The following is a 17,557-nucleotide window of genomic DNA, read 5'->3' on the forward strand; positions in this document are numbered from 1 at the left end:
AGGTGCGATAGGAGATCCTGCCGTGACTGAGACAATCGACGCCGAGGTCGAAGCCACGATGAAAATAGAGGCTGAGGCGATGGATCTATGTCTGTCCGACACCCTTGAAGTTGATTTCAGGCGGGGAAATAGCCCCTTGACCCTTCACTGGATCACTGAACGTCACACCTGCCTCAAAAAGGATCCAGAAACCATCATCGTTATAGACCTGAAGGAGATGACAGCGTGGCGGCTGAAGTCGCAGTTGCTACCAGGGCTCGATTTTATAGACTGCATCACCGAAACGAATCAATTTCTATTTCTTGATCTGGAAAGAGAAAGGTACTGCAGAGCAGTTTTGGACGGTGTTGATAGTAGATTCACCTCCATATTCAGCTTCCCACCCGACGCTTTCGACGGAGAGGACCTTTATTACGAAATCCTGTTTATGTCCGAAAGCAAGGAGTGCGAATATTATTTATCGCTTTCCGATCCCGAAGAACACTTGAGCCGCAGGGTAGCGAGGTTCTCCATCAACAACAGCAGGAACAACATGCATCGATGTTCCTTCCCGAGCAAGATGCTAGACATCAAGCGCCTCGCAGATCCCGATTCTTTCGCCATTGCCACGGAGGACGAACTGATGCTGTGCAGCCGGAGCCTGTGATTGTCAAACCGGATGAAACTACAGGCGCGCATCCTTGCGGTCGATCGCCACAGCCAGGTTGTCTACCTGCTTCTCAATGGCTTGTTGACCACTCACCATTTCGACTTAAAGCCCATAGGCGGTTTCGCTGACGCATTAAGCATTTGGCTCTTTCCTCCCGAGGCCTTGTTCGGACTTAATCCTGAGACAGACACGGCCTTTTATCTCACCGCATCTGGAAAGGGGTTCTTTTACAACCTGGGCAGCAACATGCTAAGCGGTCTTGTCAGCACCTCGTCCGTAGTTTTCACAGCACCCCCCACTGCTGCGTTGTATTTCCTGGAATATGACAGGTCTGCCGCTTCCATACGTCTTAGGGACATAAGCCACAGCCTTGGAACATTGTTGCAGTGGAGGGAAGTTTTCACTTCAGGGCAAGCATTTGAGGAATTCTCGAAACCGTTGGAGAAACTCTTTGAGTGAGTAGACGTGGTGCAAGAGATGTGCGGTGCCTGAAAGACTTCGCCGGATCTGCTAAGACTTGCCCGTGAACGGCTGGACAAGAAGGTGAAACAGGGTCAACCTCGCCGGGTTGCGGAAGTCGTTCAATCCAATGGTCATCCCTTCATGTCCTTTCTCGGGTTGAGGCCGGTACGTTCCGCAAAGGCGGTCCCACCAGGGGAGGTTGAAGCCAAAGTTGCTGTTCGTTTCCCTGGGGATCACTGAATGATGCACACGGTGCATGTCGGGGGTCACCACGAAGAGGCGCAAGTACTTGTCGACTGCGACCGGAATGGCGATGTTCCCATGGTTAAACTGGGAGGTTGCATTCAGTAGAATCTCAAAGACGACAACCGCCAGGACCGGTGCCCCAATCAGAGCTACGGCGGCCATTTTGATGCCGAGAGAAATGACGATTTCGAAGGGATGAAAACGGTTTCCGGTGGTCACATCAATGTCGAGGTCGGTGTGATGCATCCTGTGGAGGCACCAGAATACCGGGACGAAGTGGAAAAGCACGTGCTGGAGGTAGATGACGAAATCAAGCGCGATGATGGATAGGAGAACCTTCAGCCAATAGGGCAACCCTCCCGGTTGGTGGGTCATTACGGCCATGCCGACCGGGAGCAGCGGCAGGATAATGCGGGCAAAGGCGGTGTCGACGGCTACTATTGCGAGGTTGGTAAACCAGCGCCTTCTTTTGCTGTCTGTAAGCACGCGACGAGGCGCCAGGATTTCCCAGGCGGCCACGACAGCTAAGGTACCCAGGAAAAAGGCCAGGCGTATGATGTCTGCGTTCGCCATGCCGGTTATCCCTTCCCCCACATGGCGGCGTCCATGAACTGCTGCCGGAGGCGTTCTTCCGGGTTCTGTTCGTAGAACTCCTCTTCTGTGAAGGAAAACTGGTACTCGGTGATGTAGTCCTGTAGCACCTTGTTGGCGGCGTTCACCTTTCGGATAGCATCGGGGTCACCTGAGCTCCCGAGGTCCGGATGATGGCGTTTTACCAACTCCCGATGCCGAGCCTTGATCTCCGCTAGGGTAGCTCGTTCACCCAGCCCTAGGATCCTCAACGCTTCCTGCAGATCGGCGTAGATCATCGTATCACCTCAGCGCACGTTCGAGCGGTCCTCAACTCCCATCAACACACGGTATCGCAAGTCAAAGAGACCACGCTGTCTACTCAAGCGTCTTCACATCAACGACAAAGTACTCGGACTCTCCAAAGCAGGTGGTGGGAATGCCCTTATGTTGCTCGTAGGTAAGCGACACCTTTTTGCCCAGCGATGAATTGAGTTTTGAGACCACAGCCTTGTCACGAACAGAGAAGAGGAACCTTTCCGGAATCGCACCAGGGACCGGCAGCATCTGCAGTTCACCTTCCCACGTCTTGCACACCCACCCCTTCTCGGAAAATTTCTGAACGTACCCGACCCTGTCACCCTTCGAGAAGTTCCAGTGAAGCGCCGCATAAACATACGCCACGGCAAGAACGATAACGGCAATGAATACTCCCACCAGTACCTTAATGGCTTTGTTTCCGATTTCAGCAGCAGTCACTTTTCCCTCCGTTAATTCAGCTTAAGATCGATTAAAATACCCTGCCTGCCCCCCGCTGCGCGGCGCGTCTCCGCACTGAGAGGGCGTCTCTGTGCAATGTTACCAGATCGGTATGCAAATTTGTTAATTCCTGACGAAATTAAGCAAATCCCAGATGGAAATAGCCTATTTCCATCTGAGAATAGCTTATTTCCAATTCGGAATAGCATATTTCCATTTGGGAATAGCTTATTTCGATTTGGAAATAGCTTATTTTGTCGCCGGAATAGTTAAATCGATTTCACAATAGCTTATTTTGTTCGCCGGAATAGTTAAATCGATTCGGGAATAGCAAAATTGACACATGAATAGTCAAAACCGAAATGGAAATTGCACAAACGCTTTCGGCATTGTGCAATTTCAAATTGGCTTTGAATAATCAGGGTCAGACCGGCAGGGAGTGGAAAACGCAGAGAGGGCACCCGTTGCCGGGTGCCCTCTCTGATCTTGATTGTTGTCTACCTGTCTTAGAACAGTACTGCCTTCTGCGCCAGTGCGAGGACGGTGCCCGGAACCACGCCGAGTGCCAGGGTCGCGCCTACCGAAAGGAGGAGGCAGAGGGCGATGGCCGGGGTAGCGCCTGCCCAGTCGAACTCTTCGGTCGGATCCTTCATGTACATGAACACCATCACGCGGAGGTAGTAGTACAGGGAGGCTGCGGAGTTAAGCACGCCGATGATGGCCAACCAGAGGTAGCCGGACTTGATGGCTGCGGAGAATAGGTAGAACTTCCCGATGAAGCCTGCGGTCGGCGGTATGCCGGCCAAGGAGAACAGGAAGATGGAGAGGATGGCGGCCAGAAGCGGCTTCTTGTGGCCGAAACCTGCCAGATCCTGAACGTTGCCGTTGGACTCGCCCTTCTTGCCGATCAGGACCACGACGGCGAAGGCGCCGATGTTCATGAACGCATAGGAGAGCATGTAGAAGAGGATGCCTGCCGCGCCTTCCGCGTTGGTGGCGGTGAAACCGACCAGTGCGTAACCTGCGTGGGCGATGGAGGAGTAAGCCAGCATTCTCTTCACGTTGTCCTGGGACAGAGCGATGATGTTACCGACGGTCATGGTGAGGACTGCCAGGATCCAGAGGAGCTGGCCCCACTCAGCTTTGAGCATCGGGAAGGCGAAGATCATCACCCTTAGGAAGGCGGCGAAGCCGGCTGCCTTGGGGCCTGCGGACATGAACGCGGTGACCGGGGTCGGAGCGCCCTGGTAGACGTCCGGGGTCCACATATGGAACGGTGCAGCTGCAACCTTGAAGCTGAAGCCTGTGGCGATGAGCAGCATGCCGACCACGAAGAGCGGGTTGCTCGCCACACTGGGGTTCCCCATGACGAAAGCAGAGATGGCCTGGATCTTGGTGCTCCCGGTGGCGCCGTAGGTGAGCGCCATGCCGTAGAGCAGGAAGCCGGTGGAGAAGGCGCCAAGGAGGAAGTACTTGAGGCCCGCTTCGTTCGACTTCACGCTGGCGCGGTTGAAGCCGGCCAGGACGTACAGGCAGATGGAGAGCAGCTCGAGACCGAGGAAGATCACCATCATGTCGGTCCCGGCAGCCATCAGCATCATGCCGACGGTGGCGAAAAGGATTAGGGGGTAGAGTTCGCCCTGGTTGCACTCTTCCTGGGCCATGTACCTGTCCGAGATCAGGACGGCAAGACCGGCGGAGACCAGGAAGATGATCTTGAAGAAGGTGGCGAAGTTGTCCTGCACCACGGCGCCGTTGAACGCTGATACCGACGGCCCCCACCCGTTGACCACGCTTGCCGCGGTAACTGCGAGGCCGATGATGCTCAAGTAACCAAGGTAGGCCTTGTTGTTGCCCGGCACGAAGACGTTGACGAGCAGCAGTACCATGGCGATGCATGAGAGTAGGATCTCAGGCATGACCACTGCCAGGTTTATGGCCGGCATAGCAATTGTTTCCATCTATAATCCTCCGTCAGCTAGTTCTAAGCGGTCTATTTTACTTCTTGGGTTGCGGGGAGAGCCGGATGCCCTTCGGGAAGGCCCGGAACTGCTACGTGCCCTGCCGGAAGCTGCGGCGCGGCCGGTGCTGCTACTTGTGCCACCTGCTTCTGCACCTTGGTGTGCGCGATCAGTTTATCGATCGACGGAGCCATGGAGTCGATAATGGGGCGCGGGTAGACGCCCAGGAAGAAGATGAGGAACAGAAGCGGAAGCATGATCGCTACTTCCCTTGCGTTCAGGTCCTTCAGAGTCTGGTTTTTCGGGTTCTTCAGCTCGCCGAACATGACCCTCTGGAACATCCAGAGCATGTACACGGCGGAAAGGATGACGCCGGAGGTGGCGATGATCGCATACCAGCGGAGGCTGCTCTCGAAGGAGCCCAGGAGCACCAGGAACTCGCCGACGAAACCGTTGGTCCCCGGCAGGCCGATGGAGGAGAAGGTGACGATCATGAACATGGTGGCGAAAACGGGCATCTGCTTGGCGAGGCCACCGAAGTCGGAGATCTGACGAGTATGACGGCGCTCGTAGATGAATCCGACGATAAGGAACAATGCGCCGGTGGAAACGCCGTGGTTGAGCATCTGCAGCATGCCGCCGGTGACACCCTGGGTGTTGAGGGCGTAGAGGCCGAGCATGACGAAGCCCAGGTGCGCCACGGAAGAGTAGGCGACCAGCTTCTTGACGTCCTGCTGTACCATCGCGACCAGCGAGGCGTAGATGATGCCGATGACGGACAGGGTTGCGATGAGCGGGGTGAACTGCGCGCTTGCTTCAGGGAAGAGCGGCATGGCGAAGCGGACGTAACCGTAGGTACCGCATTTCAGCATGACGGCGGCCAGGATGACGGAGCCTGCGGTCGGCGCCTCGGTATGTGCGTCAGGCAACCAGGTGTGCAGCGGGAACATCGGGACCTTGATGGCGAAGGCCAGTGCGAAGGCCAGGAACATCCACATCTGGGTGGTCGGGTCGAGGTTCAGTTCCCAGAAGCGGATGATGCTGAAGTCGCCGCCGCCCGCCTTGAAGTAAAGGGAGATCAATGCGACCAGCATGAGGAGCGAACCGACCGCGGTGTAGATGAAGAACTTGACTGCAGCGTAGATCCTGTTCTTGCCGCCCCAGATACCGATCATGAAGTACATCGGGATCAGCATCACTTCCCAGTAGATGTAGAAGAGGAAGAGGTCGAGCGAAATAAAGGTTCCGATCATGCCTACTTCGAGCAGCAGGAGGCAGATCATGTACTCCTTCACCTTCTCTTCAACCGCCGTGTAGGTGGAGAGGATGGAGATCGGCATGATGAAGGTGGTGAGGATGACGAGCCAGAGGCTGATGCCGTCGATGCCCAGATGGTAGCTCATCTGGAAGGGGCCGGCTGCGATCCAGGGCACGTTCTCGATGAACTGGAAGCCGCCGATGTCGGTCCCAGGCGCGTTGTACCCCGTGATCAGAGGCAGCGAGAGGACGAACGTCACCACCGTCACCGCCATGGCAACGGTACGGAGCACGCCGTGGCTGTTCTTGTTCACAAAGAGGAGGAGAATCGCCCCGATCAGCGGTGTGAAGGTTAATATGCTCAGTAACGGTAGCTGGTTCATTTACTCTGCTCCTTTTACTTACAGGTCAAAATTATCTTAAGTCTGAATCTTAGCGGAAGAGATACACGCCGACGATGACCACCACGCCGATCACCATGGAGAAGGCGTAGTTGTGAACAAAGCCGGTCTGCACGTAGCGCAGGATCCCGCTGAAGCCGCGGACGACCGCCGCTACCCCGTTCACGATGCCGTCGACCACCACCACGTCGAACCCTTTCCAGAGGAAGTTGCCCAGGGCCTTGCAGGGGTTGACGAAGACGAAGTCGTAGATTTCGTCGATGTACCACTTGTTGTACACGGCGCGGTGCAGTACCGGGAAGGTAGCCACGAACTTCTCGGGGACGCTCGGAGCGATCAGGTAGAGACCTGCCGCCAGGCCGATGCCGGCGCAGGCGATGACCACGGAGGTGCCCATCAGGCCCCACTCGACGGCGTGGCTCGGGTGAGCGCCGTGTGCGTGCTGTGCGACGTATGCGTTGGAGTAGGCGAAGACCGGCTCCAGGTAGTGCTCGAAGTAGTTGGGGAAGCCGCCCAGCACGTCGCCGAGGATCTTGGGGACGCCGATCCAGCCGCCGACCACGGAGAGGAAGGCGAGGCAGACGAGCGGCACGGTGATGACCCAGGGGGACTCATGCAGGTGGTGGAAGGCCTTTTCGGAGAGACGGGTCTGGCCGAAGAAGGTCATGAACACCAGGCGGAACATGTAGAAGGCGGTGAGACCGGCGGCTACCGCGCCGCAGCCCCACAGGGCCAGGTTGGCGCTGCCGTGGTGCGGGTTGGCGAACGCCTGCCAGAGGATCTCGTCCTTGGAGAAGAAGCCGGCGAAGCCCGGGATACCTGCGATGGCGATGGTCGCGAACAGGAAGGTCAGGAAGGTGATGGGCATCTTAGACTTGAGCCCACCCATGTTTCTCATGTCCTGCGGGTCCGCGTCGGAGTGCTCGTGGTGCAGCGCGTGGTGCATGGCGTGGATGACCGAGCCGGAACCGAGGAACAGGCAGGCCTTGAAGAAGGCGTGGGTCATCAGGTGGAACACGCCGGCGCCGAAGGCGCCCACGCCCATGGCCAGGAACATGTAGCCCAGCTGGGAAACGGTCGAGTAAGCCAAGACGCGCTTGATGTCGTTTTGCGCGGTGCCGATGGTCGCCGCGAAGAGGGCGGTGGCGGCGCCGACGCAGGCGATGACCAGGAGAGCCGTCGGGCTCTTGATGTAGATGAAGTTCATGCGGGCGATCATGTAGACGCCGGCGGTGACCATGGTGGCCGCGTGGATGAGGGCGGAAACCGGGGTCGGACCTTCCATCGCGTCCGGGAGCCAGGTGTACAGCGGGATCTGCGCCGACTTACCGGTTGCGCCCAGGAAGAAGCAGAGGCAGACGGTGGTAACCACGGCACCCGGGACCAGGAGATCGGCGCTCTTGGCCAACTCGACGAAGTTGATGGTCCAGACGTTGTGGTTGACCCCCAGGTACCAGAAGAGGGTGAAGACGCCGAGCAGGAAGCCGAAGTCGCCGATCCTGTTCATCACGAACGCCTTCTTGCCCGCGTCGCCGGCCGACTTCTTGTGGAAGTAGTAGCCGATCAGGAGGTAGGAGCAAAGGCCCACGCCCTCCCAGCCGATGAACATGAGGAGCAGGTTGTTGCCCGACACCAGGCAGAGCATGGAGAAGGTGAAGAGGTTCAGGTAGCAGAAGTAGCGGTAGAACCCTTCTTCGCCGTGCATGTAGCCGATGGAGTAGAGGTGGATCAGGAAGCCGATCCCCGTTACGATCATCAGCATGGTGGCGGAGAGCGGATCGATCAGGAAGCCGATGTCGGCTTTTAAGGTCCCTGACTGGATCCAGGTGAAGATGGTCTTTTGGAACACCCTCTCCTCACCCGGGAGACTCAGGAGCTGGAAGAGGATTCCGCAGGCGACCAGGAAGGAGCAGAAGACTGCCCCGGCTGCGATCCCACCGATGACCGTTTCGTTTTTGATCTTCTTGCCGAGTAGGCCGTTGATGACCGAGCCGATGAGAGGGCACAGTGGGATCAACCATACTAAATCAAACATCCCTGACTCCTTTATATCTATAGTTCTTGAATTTCTTCAGCGGAGCGGCTCAGAAAGCCGCGATCTAATCACATCTGCAACCAATCGCGGCGGAAACGCCGCTCCTACAACGCTCGGGCAACTTTCGCCCTAGAGCTTCATCAGGTTGACGTCTTCGACGTCGATCGACTCGCGGTTCTTGAAGAAGGCGATCATGAGGGCGAGGCCTACGGCTGCCTCGGCGGCGGCGACGGTCATGACGAAGAAGACGAAGACCTGGCCGTCGATGTTCCCCAGGTGCCTGGAGAAGGCGATGAAGGTGAGGTTCACCGCGTTCAGCATCATCTCGATGCACATGAAGATGACGATGGCGTTTCTCCTCGTCAGGACGCCGATGGTCCCGATGGAAAAGAGAATGGCCGAGAGTATCAGGTAGTTTTCGATCGCTAGCATGTCAGTACCCCTTCTGTAGCGTTAAATTTTCTTTTTGGCCAGGATCACTGCGCCGACGATCGCGGCCAGAAGCAGCACCGAGGTGATCTCGAACGGGAGCAGGAAGTCGGTGAAGAGTGCCTTGCCGATCAGCTCGACGTGGCCGACGCTGATGATCTGCGCCTTGTCCATGGTGCCGGTCGCGCCGGTCATGGAACCCTTGGAGAGGAACCAGACGGTCTGGAACAGCGCGAACAGTCCCAAGACGCTGCCCGCGAACACCGCATGGCTGCCGCGCTTGCCGCTCTCCGCCTTCACGTTTAGGAGCATGATGACGAAGATGATCAGAACCATGATGGCCCCGGCGTACACGATCACCTGGGTGGCCGCCATGAAGGGGGCATCCAGCATGACGTAGAAGGTCGCCAGGCAGAAGAAGGTCATCACCAGCGAAAGGGCGCTGTTGATCGGGTTTTTGCAGGTGACCACCAGGATGCTGGAAATAACGGCCACCGCAGCCACGACGAGAAAGAAGATGGATTCCATTGCTGCTCCTTTATTTCTTTTCTAAGAGTCTCTCTTTGGTAAAGGTGAAGTCGGCGCGCGAGTAGTTGGCGAGCTCGAACTGTTCCGTCATACGGATGGCGTCAACGGGGCACGCCTCCACACAGTAGCCGCAGAAGATGCAGCGCAGCAAATCGATCTCGTATTTGGCTGCATATTTGTCGTGATTCTGGTCCTCGCCGGCTTCGACCGTGATGCACTTGGCCGGGCAGACCGTGGGGCAGAGATAGCAGGCAACGCACTTCGCCTTGTCGTGGGATACGTTCAGCGCATGCAGCCCGCGGAAGGTGTTGGCGATCTGCGGCCGCTCGGTCGGGTACTGCAGGGTGACCGGCTTTTTGAACATATGTGATAAAGTAATCTGAAGACCTTTAATGAGCGGCATTATCATTTGCAGCACCTCGCCTTGTAGTGTGTTTCTAGAAGAGACTACTTGTTGAAGACCATGACCCAGACGCCGGTGGCGACCACGTTCAACAGGGTCAGCGGCAGGAACACCTTCCACCCCAGACGCATGAGCTGGTCGTAGCGGTAACGCGGGTAGGTTGCCCTGATCCACATGCAGCAGAAGATCAGGAAGTACACCTTGGCCACGAACCAGAACCAGCCGGGGAGGAACGCGGGGCCGTGCCAGCCGCCCAGGAACAGGGTGGTGGTGACCGCGCAGACGGTGATCATATTGGCGTACTCAGCCATGAAGAACATGGCGTATTTCATGGAGGAGTACTCGGTGATGAAGCCGGACACGAGCTCCGTCTCCGCCTCGGGAAGGTCGAACGGGGTCCTGTTGATCTCAGCCAGCGAACAGATGAAGAAGATCACGAAGGCGAGCGGCTGCTTGAAGACGTACCAGGCGCCGTTGGCCTGGTCGGCAACGATCTTGTGCAGCGACAGCGACTCGGAAAGCATGAAGACGGCGATGATCGCGAGGCCGGCAGCGAGCTCGTAGGAGATCATCTGGGCCGCGGAACGAAGCCCCCCCAGGAGCGAGTACTTGGAGTTGGAGGCCCAACCCGCGAGCACCACGCCGTAGACCCCGAGGCTGGCCATGGCCAGGATGTAGAGGACGCCGACGTTGATGTCGAAGACCTGCTGCCCTGCCTGGTCGTAGAAGGCGGCGATCTGCAGTGGCACCGTGTAACCGGCGATGGTCACCGGGGCGCCAAAGGGGATGACGGCGAAGGATATGAACGCCGGGATCAAGGCGACCAAGGGAGCGATCAGGAAGGCGAACTTGCTTGCCTGAGTCGGGACGATCTCCTCCTTGAAGAACAGCTTGACGCCGTCCGCGATCGGCTGCAGCAGGCCGTGCCAGCCGGTCCTCATGGGACCCAGGCGTACCTGCATATGCCCGATTATCTTGCGCTCCGCGTAGGTGGCGTAGGCCACGGTCAGGAGCACGAAGACAAAGGCTACGAGCACTTTGGCAACCATGGCTATGTAGTACGCGACCGGCAGTCCTAAGATTAGCGTATCCATCTGATAGTCTTCCCCTCTGTTATGAATTTTGAGCTGTTAGCCGATGTATCTAAAGGGTCTCAGTTTTCCGCTCCCCATTGCTCAAGGGGGGTGGAAACCCCCTCATAAGAGGGGGGAACTAAGTTGTTGGCTGTGGTTACTTCTTGGTAACGGTGACGTAGGTGACTGCGGCGCCGTCGGTGATGGTGTTGACGCTACCTTCGCCGAAGTGGTACGGGGCGAACACCGTACCCTGCGGCACGCGCTTGCCTACTTTTGCCGCTACCTGGACGCTGCCGGTGCCTGAGGTCACGGTGACCATGTCCCCTTCGGCGATCTTCAGGCTGGCGGCGTCCGCCGCGGAAAGCTCGGCGTAGGCGGTCGGGCAGACGTACATCGGGCCCTCGCCGAAGCGGGAGAGGGTACCGGAGTGGTACAGGGCGCTGCCGGTGACCAAGGCTAGCTTGCCGGCGACCGGTGCGACCGCCTTGGCTGCCGCCGGGACCAGCTTGGCGGAGACCGCCACCGGAAGTACCACCCCCTCGTCGCCGAGCTTGCCCTGGGTCAGACCCTGGTAAGCGGGGACGGTGGAGGCGATCTCGGTGAAGATTTCTGCCTGGTTGTTGTAGCGAGCCCCGCCGATAGCGGCGGAGAGCGTGTTGAGGATTTCGAAGTCGGTCTTGGCGAGCCCTACCGCCGGTACCGCTTTCCGCACCATCTGGACCCTGCGGCCCAGCGAGGTGAAGGTACCGCTCTTCTCGGCAAAGGAGCAGGCCGGAAGCACCACGTCTGCCAGCTGCGCGGTCTCGGTCAGGAAGAGGTCGGCGACGACCATGAACTCGACGTTCTCCAGCGCCTTCTCGATCTTCTGGCGGTTCGGGTAGGAGACCACCGGGTTCTCGCCGGCCACGAACAGGGTCTTGATGTTGCCGTTGCCGCACCCCTCGATGATGGCGGAGGCGGAGAGGCCGGTCGATTTCGGGTAGATGCCGAGGTCGGCAGCGCCCTGGCTGTTGTTCTTCTCGCCCATGATCAAAAGGCCGGCGCCTTCCTTGCCGATCTTGCCGGTGAGGATGGCGAGGTTCGCCGTCGCGTTGGCGAGAGCCGCGTCGTGTCCCGGGTAGCCGAGGCCGATCGGGAGGATGATCAGCGCCTTCTCGGCGGCTGCGTAATCCTTGGCGAGGGTTGCAATCTCGTCGGCGGAAACGCCAGCCTTCTCTGCGGTCGCGTCGGCTACGGCCGCCTTCAGTTCGGCCAGACCCGCGACGCCTTCAGCGGCGAGGCCCTGGTCGATGACCGACTTGCAGAGGGCGTTGAAGAGCGCAACCTCGCTGCCGGGGGTGTGGACCGTGGTCTTGGCGCCCGGGAGGCGGGTGAGCTTCCCTTTCTTGTCGGAGACGATGCGCAGGTCGATCCCTTTGCGCTTGACGCCCAGGTTGATCTCGAAGCCCACCACCGGGTGGGTCTCGTAGGCGTCGCTTTTCACCACCAGAAGAAGGTTCGACTTCTGGATGTCGGCGATCTCGGAGGGAGATGCGGCGACGCCGAAGCTGGCCTTGGCGCCCTTGGTGAGGGCTGCGTGGGCATAGCCCGCGGAGTGGTCGATGTTGTCCGTGCCGATGGTGCCGCGGAAGAGCTTCTCAAAGAGGAAGAGCTCCTCGTTGGTGAGCCTCGGGGTGGCGAGAGCCGCTACCGAAGTGGGGTCGCTCTTGCCGGCGGAAAGGCGGGAGGTGACCACTTCGAGCGCCTCTTCCCAGCTTGCTTCCTGGAGCTTGCCGTTTTTCTTCACCAGCGGTGTGGTGAGACGCTTGTCGGAGTTGACGAACTGGTAGCCGAAGCGGCCGCGGGTACAGAGCTGGCCGTTGTGGAAGCCCTGATTCTCGTCATAGACGGTGGTCAGAACCTTGCCGTCCTTGGTCCCCAGGGTGAGCTGGCAGCCGGTGCCGCAGTAGGAGCAGACCGACTTGGTCTTGTTGAGCGCCCACCAGCGAGCCTTGAACTTGAAGGGGCGGGAGTTGAGCGCGCCCACCGGGCAGACCGAGACGCAGGAGCCGCAGAACTCGCAGTTAAGCGGACCGTCGAACTCGGTACCCATCTTCGCCTCGATGCCGCGGTTGATGAAGGTATAGGCGCCGTAGGAGACGATCTCGTCGCAGATCCTCGCGCACTTGCCGCAGTGGATGCAACGGTTCATGTCGCGCTCGATGAGCGGGTTGTCGTAGTCGATCTCGTGGTTGAACTTCTCGTCCACGAACCGGTTGGTGTTCACCTGGTATTCGAAGGTGAGGTTCTGCAGGTCGCAGTCCCCTGCGGCGTCACAAACCGGGCAGTCGATCGGGTGTTTGAGGAGCAGGAGCTCGAGCACGAGCTTCCTGGCTTTCACGATCTCGTCGGTCGTGGTCTGGACGATCATCCCCTCGGTGACCGGGGTGGTGCAGGCAGGGATCAGGCGCCCCTTCATCTGCTCGACCTCGACCAGGCACATGCGGCAGCCGCCGAACGGGTGCAGCTTCTTGTCATGGCAAAGGATCGGTATCTTGATGCCACACGCCTTGGCGGCGTCGTAAATGGTGGCGTCTTTTTCTACCGCAACCTGTTTTCCGTTTATCGTAAGATTTACCATCTCGACCTCTGTCTCCGTGAAATCGGTTCAACGTTCAATGTTCAACGTTAGAGTCGGCTCGTTCCGGGTCCACCTCGAAGGGCGAACCCGGAACGTTGAACCGTTTTATTCAATGGCCATGAAGCGGCAGGCGTCGTAGCAGGACTTGCACTTGGTGCAGTTTTCCTTGACCAACTCGGCCACCTGTCCCTTCTCCCACTTGATGGCGTTGGACGGGCAGGCCCTGAGGCAGGCTCCGCACTTGACGCACTTTTCGGGAACCACCTGCCAGAGCAGGAGCTCCTTGCAGGAGTTGGAGGGGCAGCGCTTGTCGATGATGTGGGCCTCGTACTCGTTCCTGAAGTACTTGACGGTGGAGAGGATCGGGTTCGGAGCCGTCTGCCCCAGACCGCAAAGCGACGCCTTCTTGATGGTCGCCCCCATCTCCAAAAGTGTGTCGATGTCGGCCATCTCGCCGCGACCCTCGGTGATCTTCTCCAGGATGTCGAGCATGGCCTTGAGGCCGATACGGCAGGGTACGCACTTGCCGCAGGACTCCATCTTGGTGAAGGTGAGGAAGAAGCGGGCCACGTCGACCATGCAGGTGGTCTCGTCCATGACGACCAGGCCGCCGGAACCCATCATGGCGCCGGCCTTGATCAGAGAGTCGTAGTCGACCGGGGTGTCAAGCACCTCGGCCGGGATGCAGCCGCCGGAGGGGCCGCCGGCCTGGACCGCCTTGAACTTGCGGTTGTTGGCGATGCCGCCGCAGACCTTGTAGATAACGTCCCTGACCGACATGCCGGCCGGAACCTCGACGAGACCGGTGTGCTTCACCTTGCCGGTGACCGCGAAGATCTTGGTACCCTTGGTGGTGTCGGTGCCCAGCGCCGCGTACCACTCGAAGCCCTTGTTGATAATGTGGCGGACGTTGGCGAAGGTCTCGACGTTGTTGATGTTGGTCGGGAAGCCCCAGAGGCCCTTGACCGCCGGGAAAGGCGGACGGGGACGCGGCATGCCGCGCTCGCCCTCGATGGAGGCCATGAGTGCCGTCTCCTCGCCGCAGACGAAGGCGCCGGCGCCCTTCTTGATCCTCATGTCGAAGTCGAAGCCCCACCCCTGGATGTTCTTGCCCAAGTACCCCTTCTCGTAGCAGGTGTCGAGCGCCTTCTGGAGACGGTCGATGGCAAGCGGGTACTCGGCGCGGACGTAGACGTAGCCTGCGTCGCAGCCGATGGCGTAGGCAGCGATCATCATACCTTCGATGACGCAGTACGGGTCGCCTTCGAGGATGGAGCGGTCCATGAACGCGCCCGGGTCGCCCTCGTCGGCGTTGCAGATGAGGTACTTGTGGTTCCCGGGAGAAGCGGCGCAGAAGGACCACTTCATGCCGGTGGGGAAACCGCCGCCCCCACGGCCACGAAGACCGGACTTCTTGACCTCGTCGATGACTTCGGCCGGCTTCATTTCCTTGACGCACTTCTCGATGGCCTTGAAGCCGTCTTCCTCGAGGTAGGCGTCCAGGCGCTCGGGGTCGATCTGACCGCAGCCGGTCATGACCACGCGCATCTGCTGGTCGACGAAGGTGTTGTAGTACTCCTTCGCCTTTTTCTTCTCGATGACCTCGTTGGCGACGATGTGCTGATCGAGAATGGCCTCGACGTCGGCGGGCACGACGAAGTCGTAAGTGACCCTGCCCAGTTCCGGAGTGATGACGTCGACGAGGACGTCGTTGGCGCACAGGCCGCGGCACCCCGTCTTGACGACGTCGCAACGCTTCCCTACCTGGGCCACGATTCCCTTTTCCGCGATCAGCCTGGTGAACTCGGCCTCGACCTGCTTGGCGCCGGCGGAAATACCGCCGGTACCCTGACAGATTAATATTTTTACTGCTGCGTTATCACTCATGACAAAAGGTCCCCTGCTCAAAAATTGACGTCGGCTACTTCATCGGCCTTTGGTTGTAGGTTTCCACGATCTCGTCCACCTTCTGGACCGTCATCTTGCCGTAGGTGTCGTCGTTGACCATCGCCAGGGGAGCCATGCCGCAGGCGCCCAGACAAGCAACCTTTTCAAACGTGTAACGGAGGTCCGGCGTGGTCTCGGCGTGCCCGATTCCTAGGCGGCCGAAGAAGGTTTCCACGATGCGCTCCGCCCCCTGCACGTGGCAGGCGGTACCGACGCAGACCCTGATGATGTAGCGGCCGCGGGGCTTCAGGTGGAACTGGGCGTAGAAGGTCAGCACGCCGTAGATCTGACTCGGGTAGACGTTCAGCCTCTCCGCCACCAGGTCGATGGTCGGTCTGGGGATGTACCCGTAGGAATCCTGGATCCCCTGCAGAACCGGCATGAGGTTACCCGGCAGGGTCAGGTACTTGTCGATGATATGATTGGCCTCGGCCAGATCGATTTCTTCGGCCGGAATTTCTTCGGCTGGAGCGTTAGACATTTACCCCATCTCCTTTAGTTATGTTTGAATTACCGGTCTATTTCGCCAAGAACGATGTCGAGCGTTCCGATTACAGCCACGAGGTCCGCGATCATCGAGCCTTTGGCCATCTTCTCGATGGCGCCCAGGTTCACGAATGAGGGGGGACGCACCCTCATGCGGTACGGCTTGGAGCCGCCGTCGGAAACCATGTAGTAGCCGAGTTCCCCTTTCGGGTTCTCAACCCCCTGGTAAACCTCCCCTTCAGGAACAGGGAAGCCTTCGGAAGCGATCTTGAAGTGATGGATCAGCCCCTCGATGGAGTTGTAGACGCTCTCTTTCGGCGGGTAGCAGACCTGCGGCGCATCGGCCAGAACCGGTCCGGGCTTCAGGCGCTTCATGGCCTGGTCGATGATCTTCACTGCCTCGCGCATCTCCACCAGGCGGACCTTGTAGCGGTCGAAGGTGTCGCAGTTCTCGCCGACCGGCACCTTGAAGTCGTACTTCTCGTAGCCGGAGTAGGGGAGGTCGCGCCTGAGGTCGAAGTCGACGCCGGAGCCCCTGAGGGCCGGGCCGGAGATGCCGAAGTCGATGGCGTCCTCCGCGGAGATGACACCGTTGCCGATGGTCCTCTGCAGCCAGATGGTGTTCTTGGTGAGAAGCCCCTCGTAGGTGTCGAAGTGACCCGGGAAGGTGTCCACGATCTCCTGGACCGCGCTCTCGAAGCCGGCCGGCAGGTCGCGGGAGAGCCCGCCCACGCGGAAGTAGTTCGAGGTCATCCTGGCGCCGGAGACCATCTCGTACAGCTCCATGATCTTCTCGCGCTCGCGGAAGGCGTAGATGAAGACGGTCATGGCGCCGATGTCGAGGGCGTGGCAGGCAATCCAGACCAGGTGGCTCTTCAGACGGGTAAGCTCCGCCATGATGACGCGGATGGTCTCAGCCCGCTCGGGAACCTCGATGCCGAGGAGCTTCTCCACGGCCAGCACGTATCCCAGGTTGTTGTGCATAGGCGCCAGGTAATCCATGCGGTCGGTAAGCGGCAGCGCCTGGTGGTAGGTGCGGTGCTCGGAGAGCTTCTCGATGCCCCGGTGCAGGTAGCCGATGTGGGGAGTAATCTTCTGTATCACCTCGCCGTCCAGCTCTACTACGAGCCTGAGAACGCCGTGGGTACTGGGGTGCTGGGGCCCCATGTTCAGTGTCATTATTTCGCTAGCCATTGATCGCCTCTATTTTTTGGAGATGGAAATCGTCCTGGTTTGTGACTAAGACAGCCGCCCCTTGTACGGTTCGCGGTCCGGTCCCTGCAGCGGGTAATCTTTCCTGAGGGGATGCCCCACCCAGTCGTCGGTCATCAGGATGCGCACCAGATTCGGGTGGTTCTTGAAGTCGACGCCGAACAGGTCGTAGGCCTCGCGCTCCAGCCAGTTGGCGGAGTTCCAGAGTGCGGTGGCGGAATCGATGGAGCAGTCCGCCTCGGTCACCGGCGCCTTCACCCTGATGCGATCCTTGTTCGGGATCGACATGAGGTGGTAGACCACCATGAAACGCGGATCCTGGCCCAGGTAGTCGACGGCCGTGATGTCGGTCAGGAAGTTGTAGCGGAGGTCGTCCCTGAGGCACTTGAGCACCTCGAGGATGTTCTCTTTCTTCACGGTGACCGTCACCTCGCCCCGATATTCCTTGCAGTCGAGGAGGGCATTTGCGAAACGCTCTTTCAGTTTCACTACAGCGCGATTATTTTCTGCCATGTC

17 protein-coding genes are annotated in these 17,557 nt (G+C 59.0%); 2 read left to right on the forward strand and 15 right to left on the reverse strand.

The window, feature by feature from the left end; translation table 11 throughout:
* Positions 1 to 22: 22 nt before the first annotated feature.
* Both K419_RS0107520 and K419_RS0107525 read left to right on the forward strand, forming a co-directional pair.
* Positions 23 to 646 carry a hypothetical protein gene (locus K419_RS0107520; protein ID WP_026841053.1) on the forward strand — a complete coding sequence of 208 codons (624 nt, stop codon included), beginning with the start codon at positions 23 to 25 and terminating at the stop codon, positions 644 to 646.
* On the forward strand, positions 647 to 1,108 hold the full coding sequence (locus K419_RS0107525) for a hypothetical protein (RefSeq protein WP_026841054.1): 462 nt from the start codon (positions 647 to 649) through the stop codon (positions 1,106 to 1,108).
* A 51-nt stretch (positions 1,109 to 1,159) separates the two neighbouring features.
* Here the strand turns inward: K419_RS0107525 and K419_RS0107530 are convergent, their stop codons facing one another.
* The 15 genes from K419_RS0107530 to K419_RS0107600 form a co-directional block, all read right to left on the reverse strand.
* A complete protein-coding gene (locus K419_RS0107530) occupies positions 1,160 to 1,930 on the reverse strand; it encodes a sterol desaturase family protein (protein ID WP_026841055.1) in 771 nt (256 codons plus the stop codon).
* Between the two features lie 5 nt (positions 1,931 to 1,935).
* The gene (locus K419_RS0107535; RefSeq protein WP_026841056.1) at positions 1,936 to 2,226 is read right to left on the reverse strand and encodes a J domain-containing protein; all 291 of its coding nucleotides are present in this window, start codon (positions 2,224 to 2,226) and stop codon (positions 1,936 to 1,938) included.
* 79 nt (positions 2,227 to 2,305) lie between these two features.
* The gene (locus tag K419_RS0107540; protein WP_026841057.1) at positions 2,306 to 2,686 is read right to left on the reverse strand and encodes a hypothetical protein; all 381 of its coding nucleotides are present in this window, start codon (positions 2,684 to 2,686) and stop codon (positions 2,306 to 2,308) included.
* A gap of 506 nt (positions 2,687 to 3,192) precedes the next feature.
* Positions 3,193 to 4,647 (reverse strand): NADH-quinone oxidoreductase subunit N, encoded by a 1,455-nt coding sequence (locus K419_RS0107545; protein ID WP_026841058.1) that lies wholly within the window; start codon positions 4,645 to 4,647, stop codon positions 3,193 to 3,195.
* A gap of 32 nt (positions 4,648 to 4,679) precedes the next feature.
* Positions 4,680 to 6,287, reverse strand: a complete 1,608-nt coding sequence (locus K419_RS0107550; RefSeq protein WP_026841059.1) for an NADH-quinone oxidoreductase subunit M — start codon at positions 6,285 to 6,287, stop codon at positions 4,680 to 4,682.
* A 49-nt stretch (positions 6,288 to 6,336) separates the two neighbouring features.
* A complete protein-coding gene (gene nuoL, locus K419_RS0107555) occupies positions 6,337 to 8,340 on the reverse strand; it encodes an NADH-quinone oxidoreductase subunit L (RefSeq protein ID WP_026841060.1) in 2,004 nt (667 codons plus the stop codon).
* A gap of 129 nt (positions 8,341 to 8,469) precedes the next feature.
* Positions 8,470 to 8,772: an NADH-quinone oxidoreductase subunit NuoK gene (gene nuoK, locus K419_RS0107560; protein ID WP_012532342.1), complete on the reverse strand. Its 303-nt coding sequence runs from the start codon at positions 8,770 to 8,772 to the stop codon at positions 8,470 to 8,472.
* 21 nt (positions 8,773 to 8,793) lie between these two features.
* Complete coding sequence (locus tag K419_RS0107565; RefSeq protein ID WP_026841061.1) at positions 8,794 to 9,297, reverse strand: NADH-quinone oxidoreductase subunit J; 504 nt, start codon at positions 9,295 to 9,297, stop codon at positions 8,794 to 8,796.
* Positions 9,298 to 9,307: 10 nt separating this feature from the next.
* The gene (gene nuoI / locus K419_RS0107570; protein ID WP_026841062.1) at positions 9,308 to 9,706 is read right to left on the reverse strand and encodes an NADH-quinone oxidoreductase subunit NuoI; all 399 of its coding nucleotides are present in this window, start codon (positions 9,704 to 9,706) and stop codon (positions 9,308 to 9,310) included.
* A gap of 38 nt (positions 9,707 to 9,744) precedes the next feature.
* A complete protein-coding gene (gene nuoH, locus K419_RS0107575) occupies positions 9,745 to 10,794 on the reverse strand; it encodes an NADH-quinone oxidoreductase subunit NuoH (RefSeq protein WP_012532345.1) in 1,050 nt (349 codons plus the stop codon).
* A 136-nt stretch (positions 10,795 to 10,930) separates the two neighbouring features.
* Entirely contained in the window at positions 10,931 to 13,396 is a 2,466-nt protein-coding gene (locus K419_RS0107580; protein WP_026841063.1) for a molybdopterin-dependent oxidoreductase, read from the reverse strand.
* A 105-nt stretch (positions 13,397 to 13,501) separates the two neighbouring features.
* Positions 13,502 to 15,283 (reverse strand): NADH-quinone oxidoreductase subunit NuoF, encoded by a 1,782-nt coding sequence (gene nuoF, locus K419_RS0107585; protein ID WP_026841064.1) that lies wholly within the window; start codon positions 15,281 to 15,283, stop codon positions 13,502 to 13,504.
* A gap of 34 nt (positions 15,284 to 15,317) precedes the next feature.
* Positions 15,318 to 15,824, reverse strand: a complete 507-nt coding sequence (gene nuoE, locus K419_RS0107590) for an NADH-quinone oxidoreductase subunit NuoE (RefSeq protein ID WP_026841065.1) — start codon at positions 15,822 to 15,824, stop codon at positions 15,318 to 15,320.
* 29 nt (positions 15,825 to 15,853) lie between these two features.
* Entirely contained in the window at positions 15,854 to 17,023 is a 1,170-nt protein-coding gene (nuoD, locus tag K419_RS0107595) for an NADH dehydrogenase (quinone) subunit D (protein WP_026841066.1), read from the reverse strand.
* Between the two features lie 45 nt (positions 17,024 to 17,068).
* Positions 17,069 to 17,554, reverse strand: coding sequence for an NADH-quinone oxidoreductase subunit C (locus K419_RS0107600; RefSeq protein WP_026841067.1), 486 nt, complete (start codon positions 17,552 to 17,554; stop codon positions 17,069 to 17,071).
* Positions 17,555 to 17,557 lie beyond the last annotated feature (3 nt).

This window comes from Citrifermentans bremense R1 (assembly GCF_000426865.1).
In the GTDB taxonomy this organism is placed as follows: domain Bacteria; phylum Desulfobacterota; class Desulfuromonadia; order Geobacterales; family Geobacteraceae; genus Geomonas; species Geomonas bremensis.

Coding starts and splice junctions, on each gene's coding strand:
- K419_RS0107530 (WP_026841055.1), bottom strand. CDS start 1,930: ATGGCGAACGCAGACATCATACGCCTGGCCTTTTTCCTGGGTACCTTA.
- K419_RS0107535 (WP_026841056.1), bottom strand. CDS start 2,226: ATGATCTACGCCGATCTGCAGGAAGCGTTGAGGATCCTAGGGCTGGGT.
- K419_RS0107545 (WP_026841058.1), bottom strand. CDS start 4,647: ATGGAAACAATTGCTATGCCGGCCATAAACCTGGCAGTGGTCATGCCT.
- K419_RS0107550 (WP_026841059.1), bottom strand. CDS start 6,287: ATGAACCAGCTACCGTTACTGAGCATATTAACCTTCACACCGCTGATC.
- nuoL (WP_026841060.1), bottom strand. CDS start 8,340: ATGTTTGATTTAGTATGGTTGATCCCACTGTGCCCTCTCATCGGCTCG.
- nuoK (WP_012532342.1), bottom strand. CDS start 8,772: ATGCTAGCGATCGAAAACTACCTGATACTCTCGGCCATTCTCTTTTCC.
- K419_RS0107565 (WP_026841061.1), bottom strand. CDS start 9,297: ATGGAATCCATCTTCTTTCTCGTCGTGGCTGCGGTGGCCGTTATTTCC.
- nuoI (WP_026841062.1), bottom strand. CDS start 9,706: ATGATAATGCCGCTCATTAAAGGTCTTCAGATTACTTTATCACATATG.
- nuoH (WP_012532345.1), bottom strand. CDS start 10,794: ATGGATACGCTAATCTTAGGACTGCCGGTCGCGTACTACATAGCCATG.
- K419_RS0107580 (WP_026841063.1), bottom strand. CDS start 13,396: ATGGTAAATCTTACGATAAACGGAAAACAGGTTGCGGTAGAAAAAGAC.
- nuoF (WP_026841064.1), bottom strand. CDS start 15,283: ATGAGTGATAACGCAGCAGTAAAAATATTAATCTGTCAGGGTACCGGC.
- nuoE (WP_026841065.1), bottom strand. CDS start 15,824: ATGTCTAACGCTCCAGCCGAAGAAATTCCGGCCGAAGAAATCGATCTG.
- nuoD (WP_026841066.1), bottom strand. CDS start 17,023: ATGGCTAGCGAAATAATGACACTGAACATGGGGCCCCAGCACCCCAGT.
- K419_RS0107600 (WP_026841067.1), bottom strand. CDS start 17,554: ATGGCAGAAAATAATCGCGCTGTAGTGAAACTGAAAGAGCGTTTCGCA.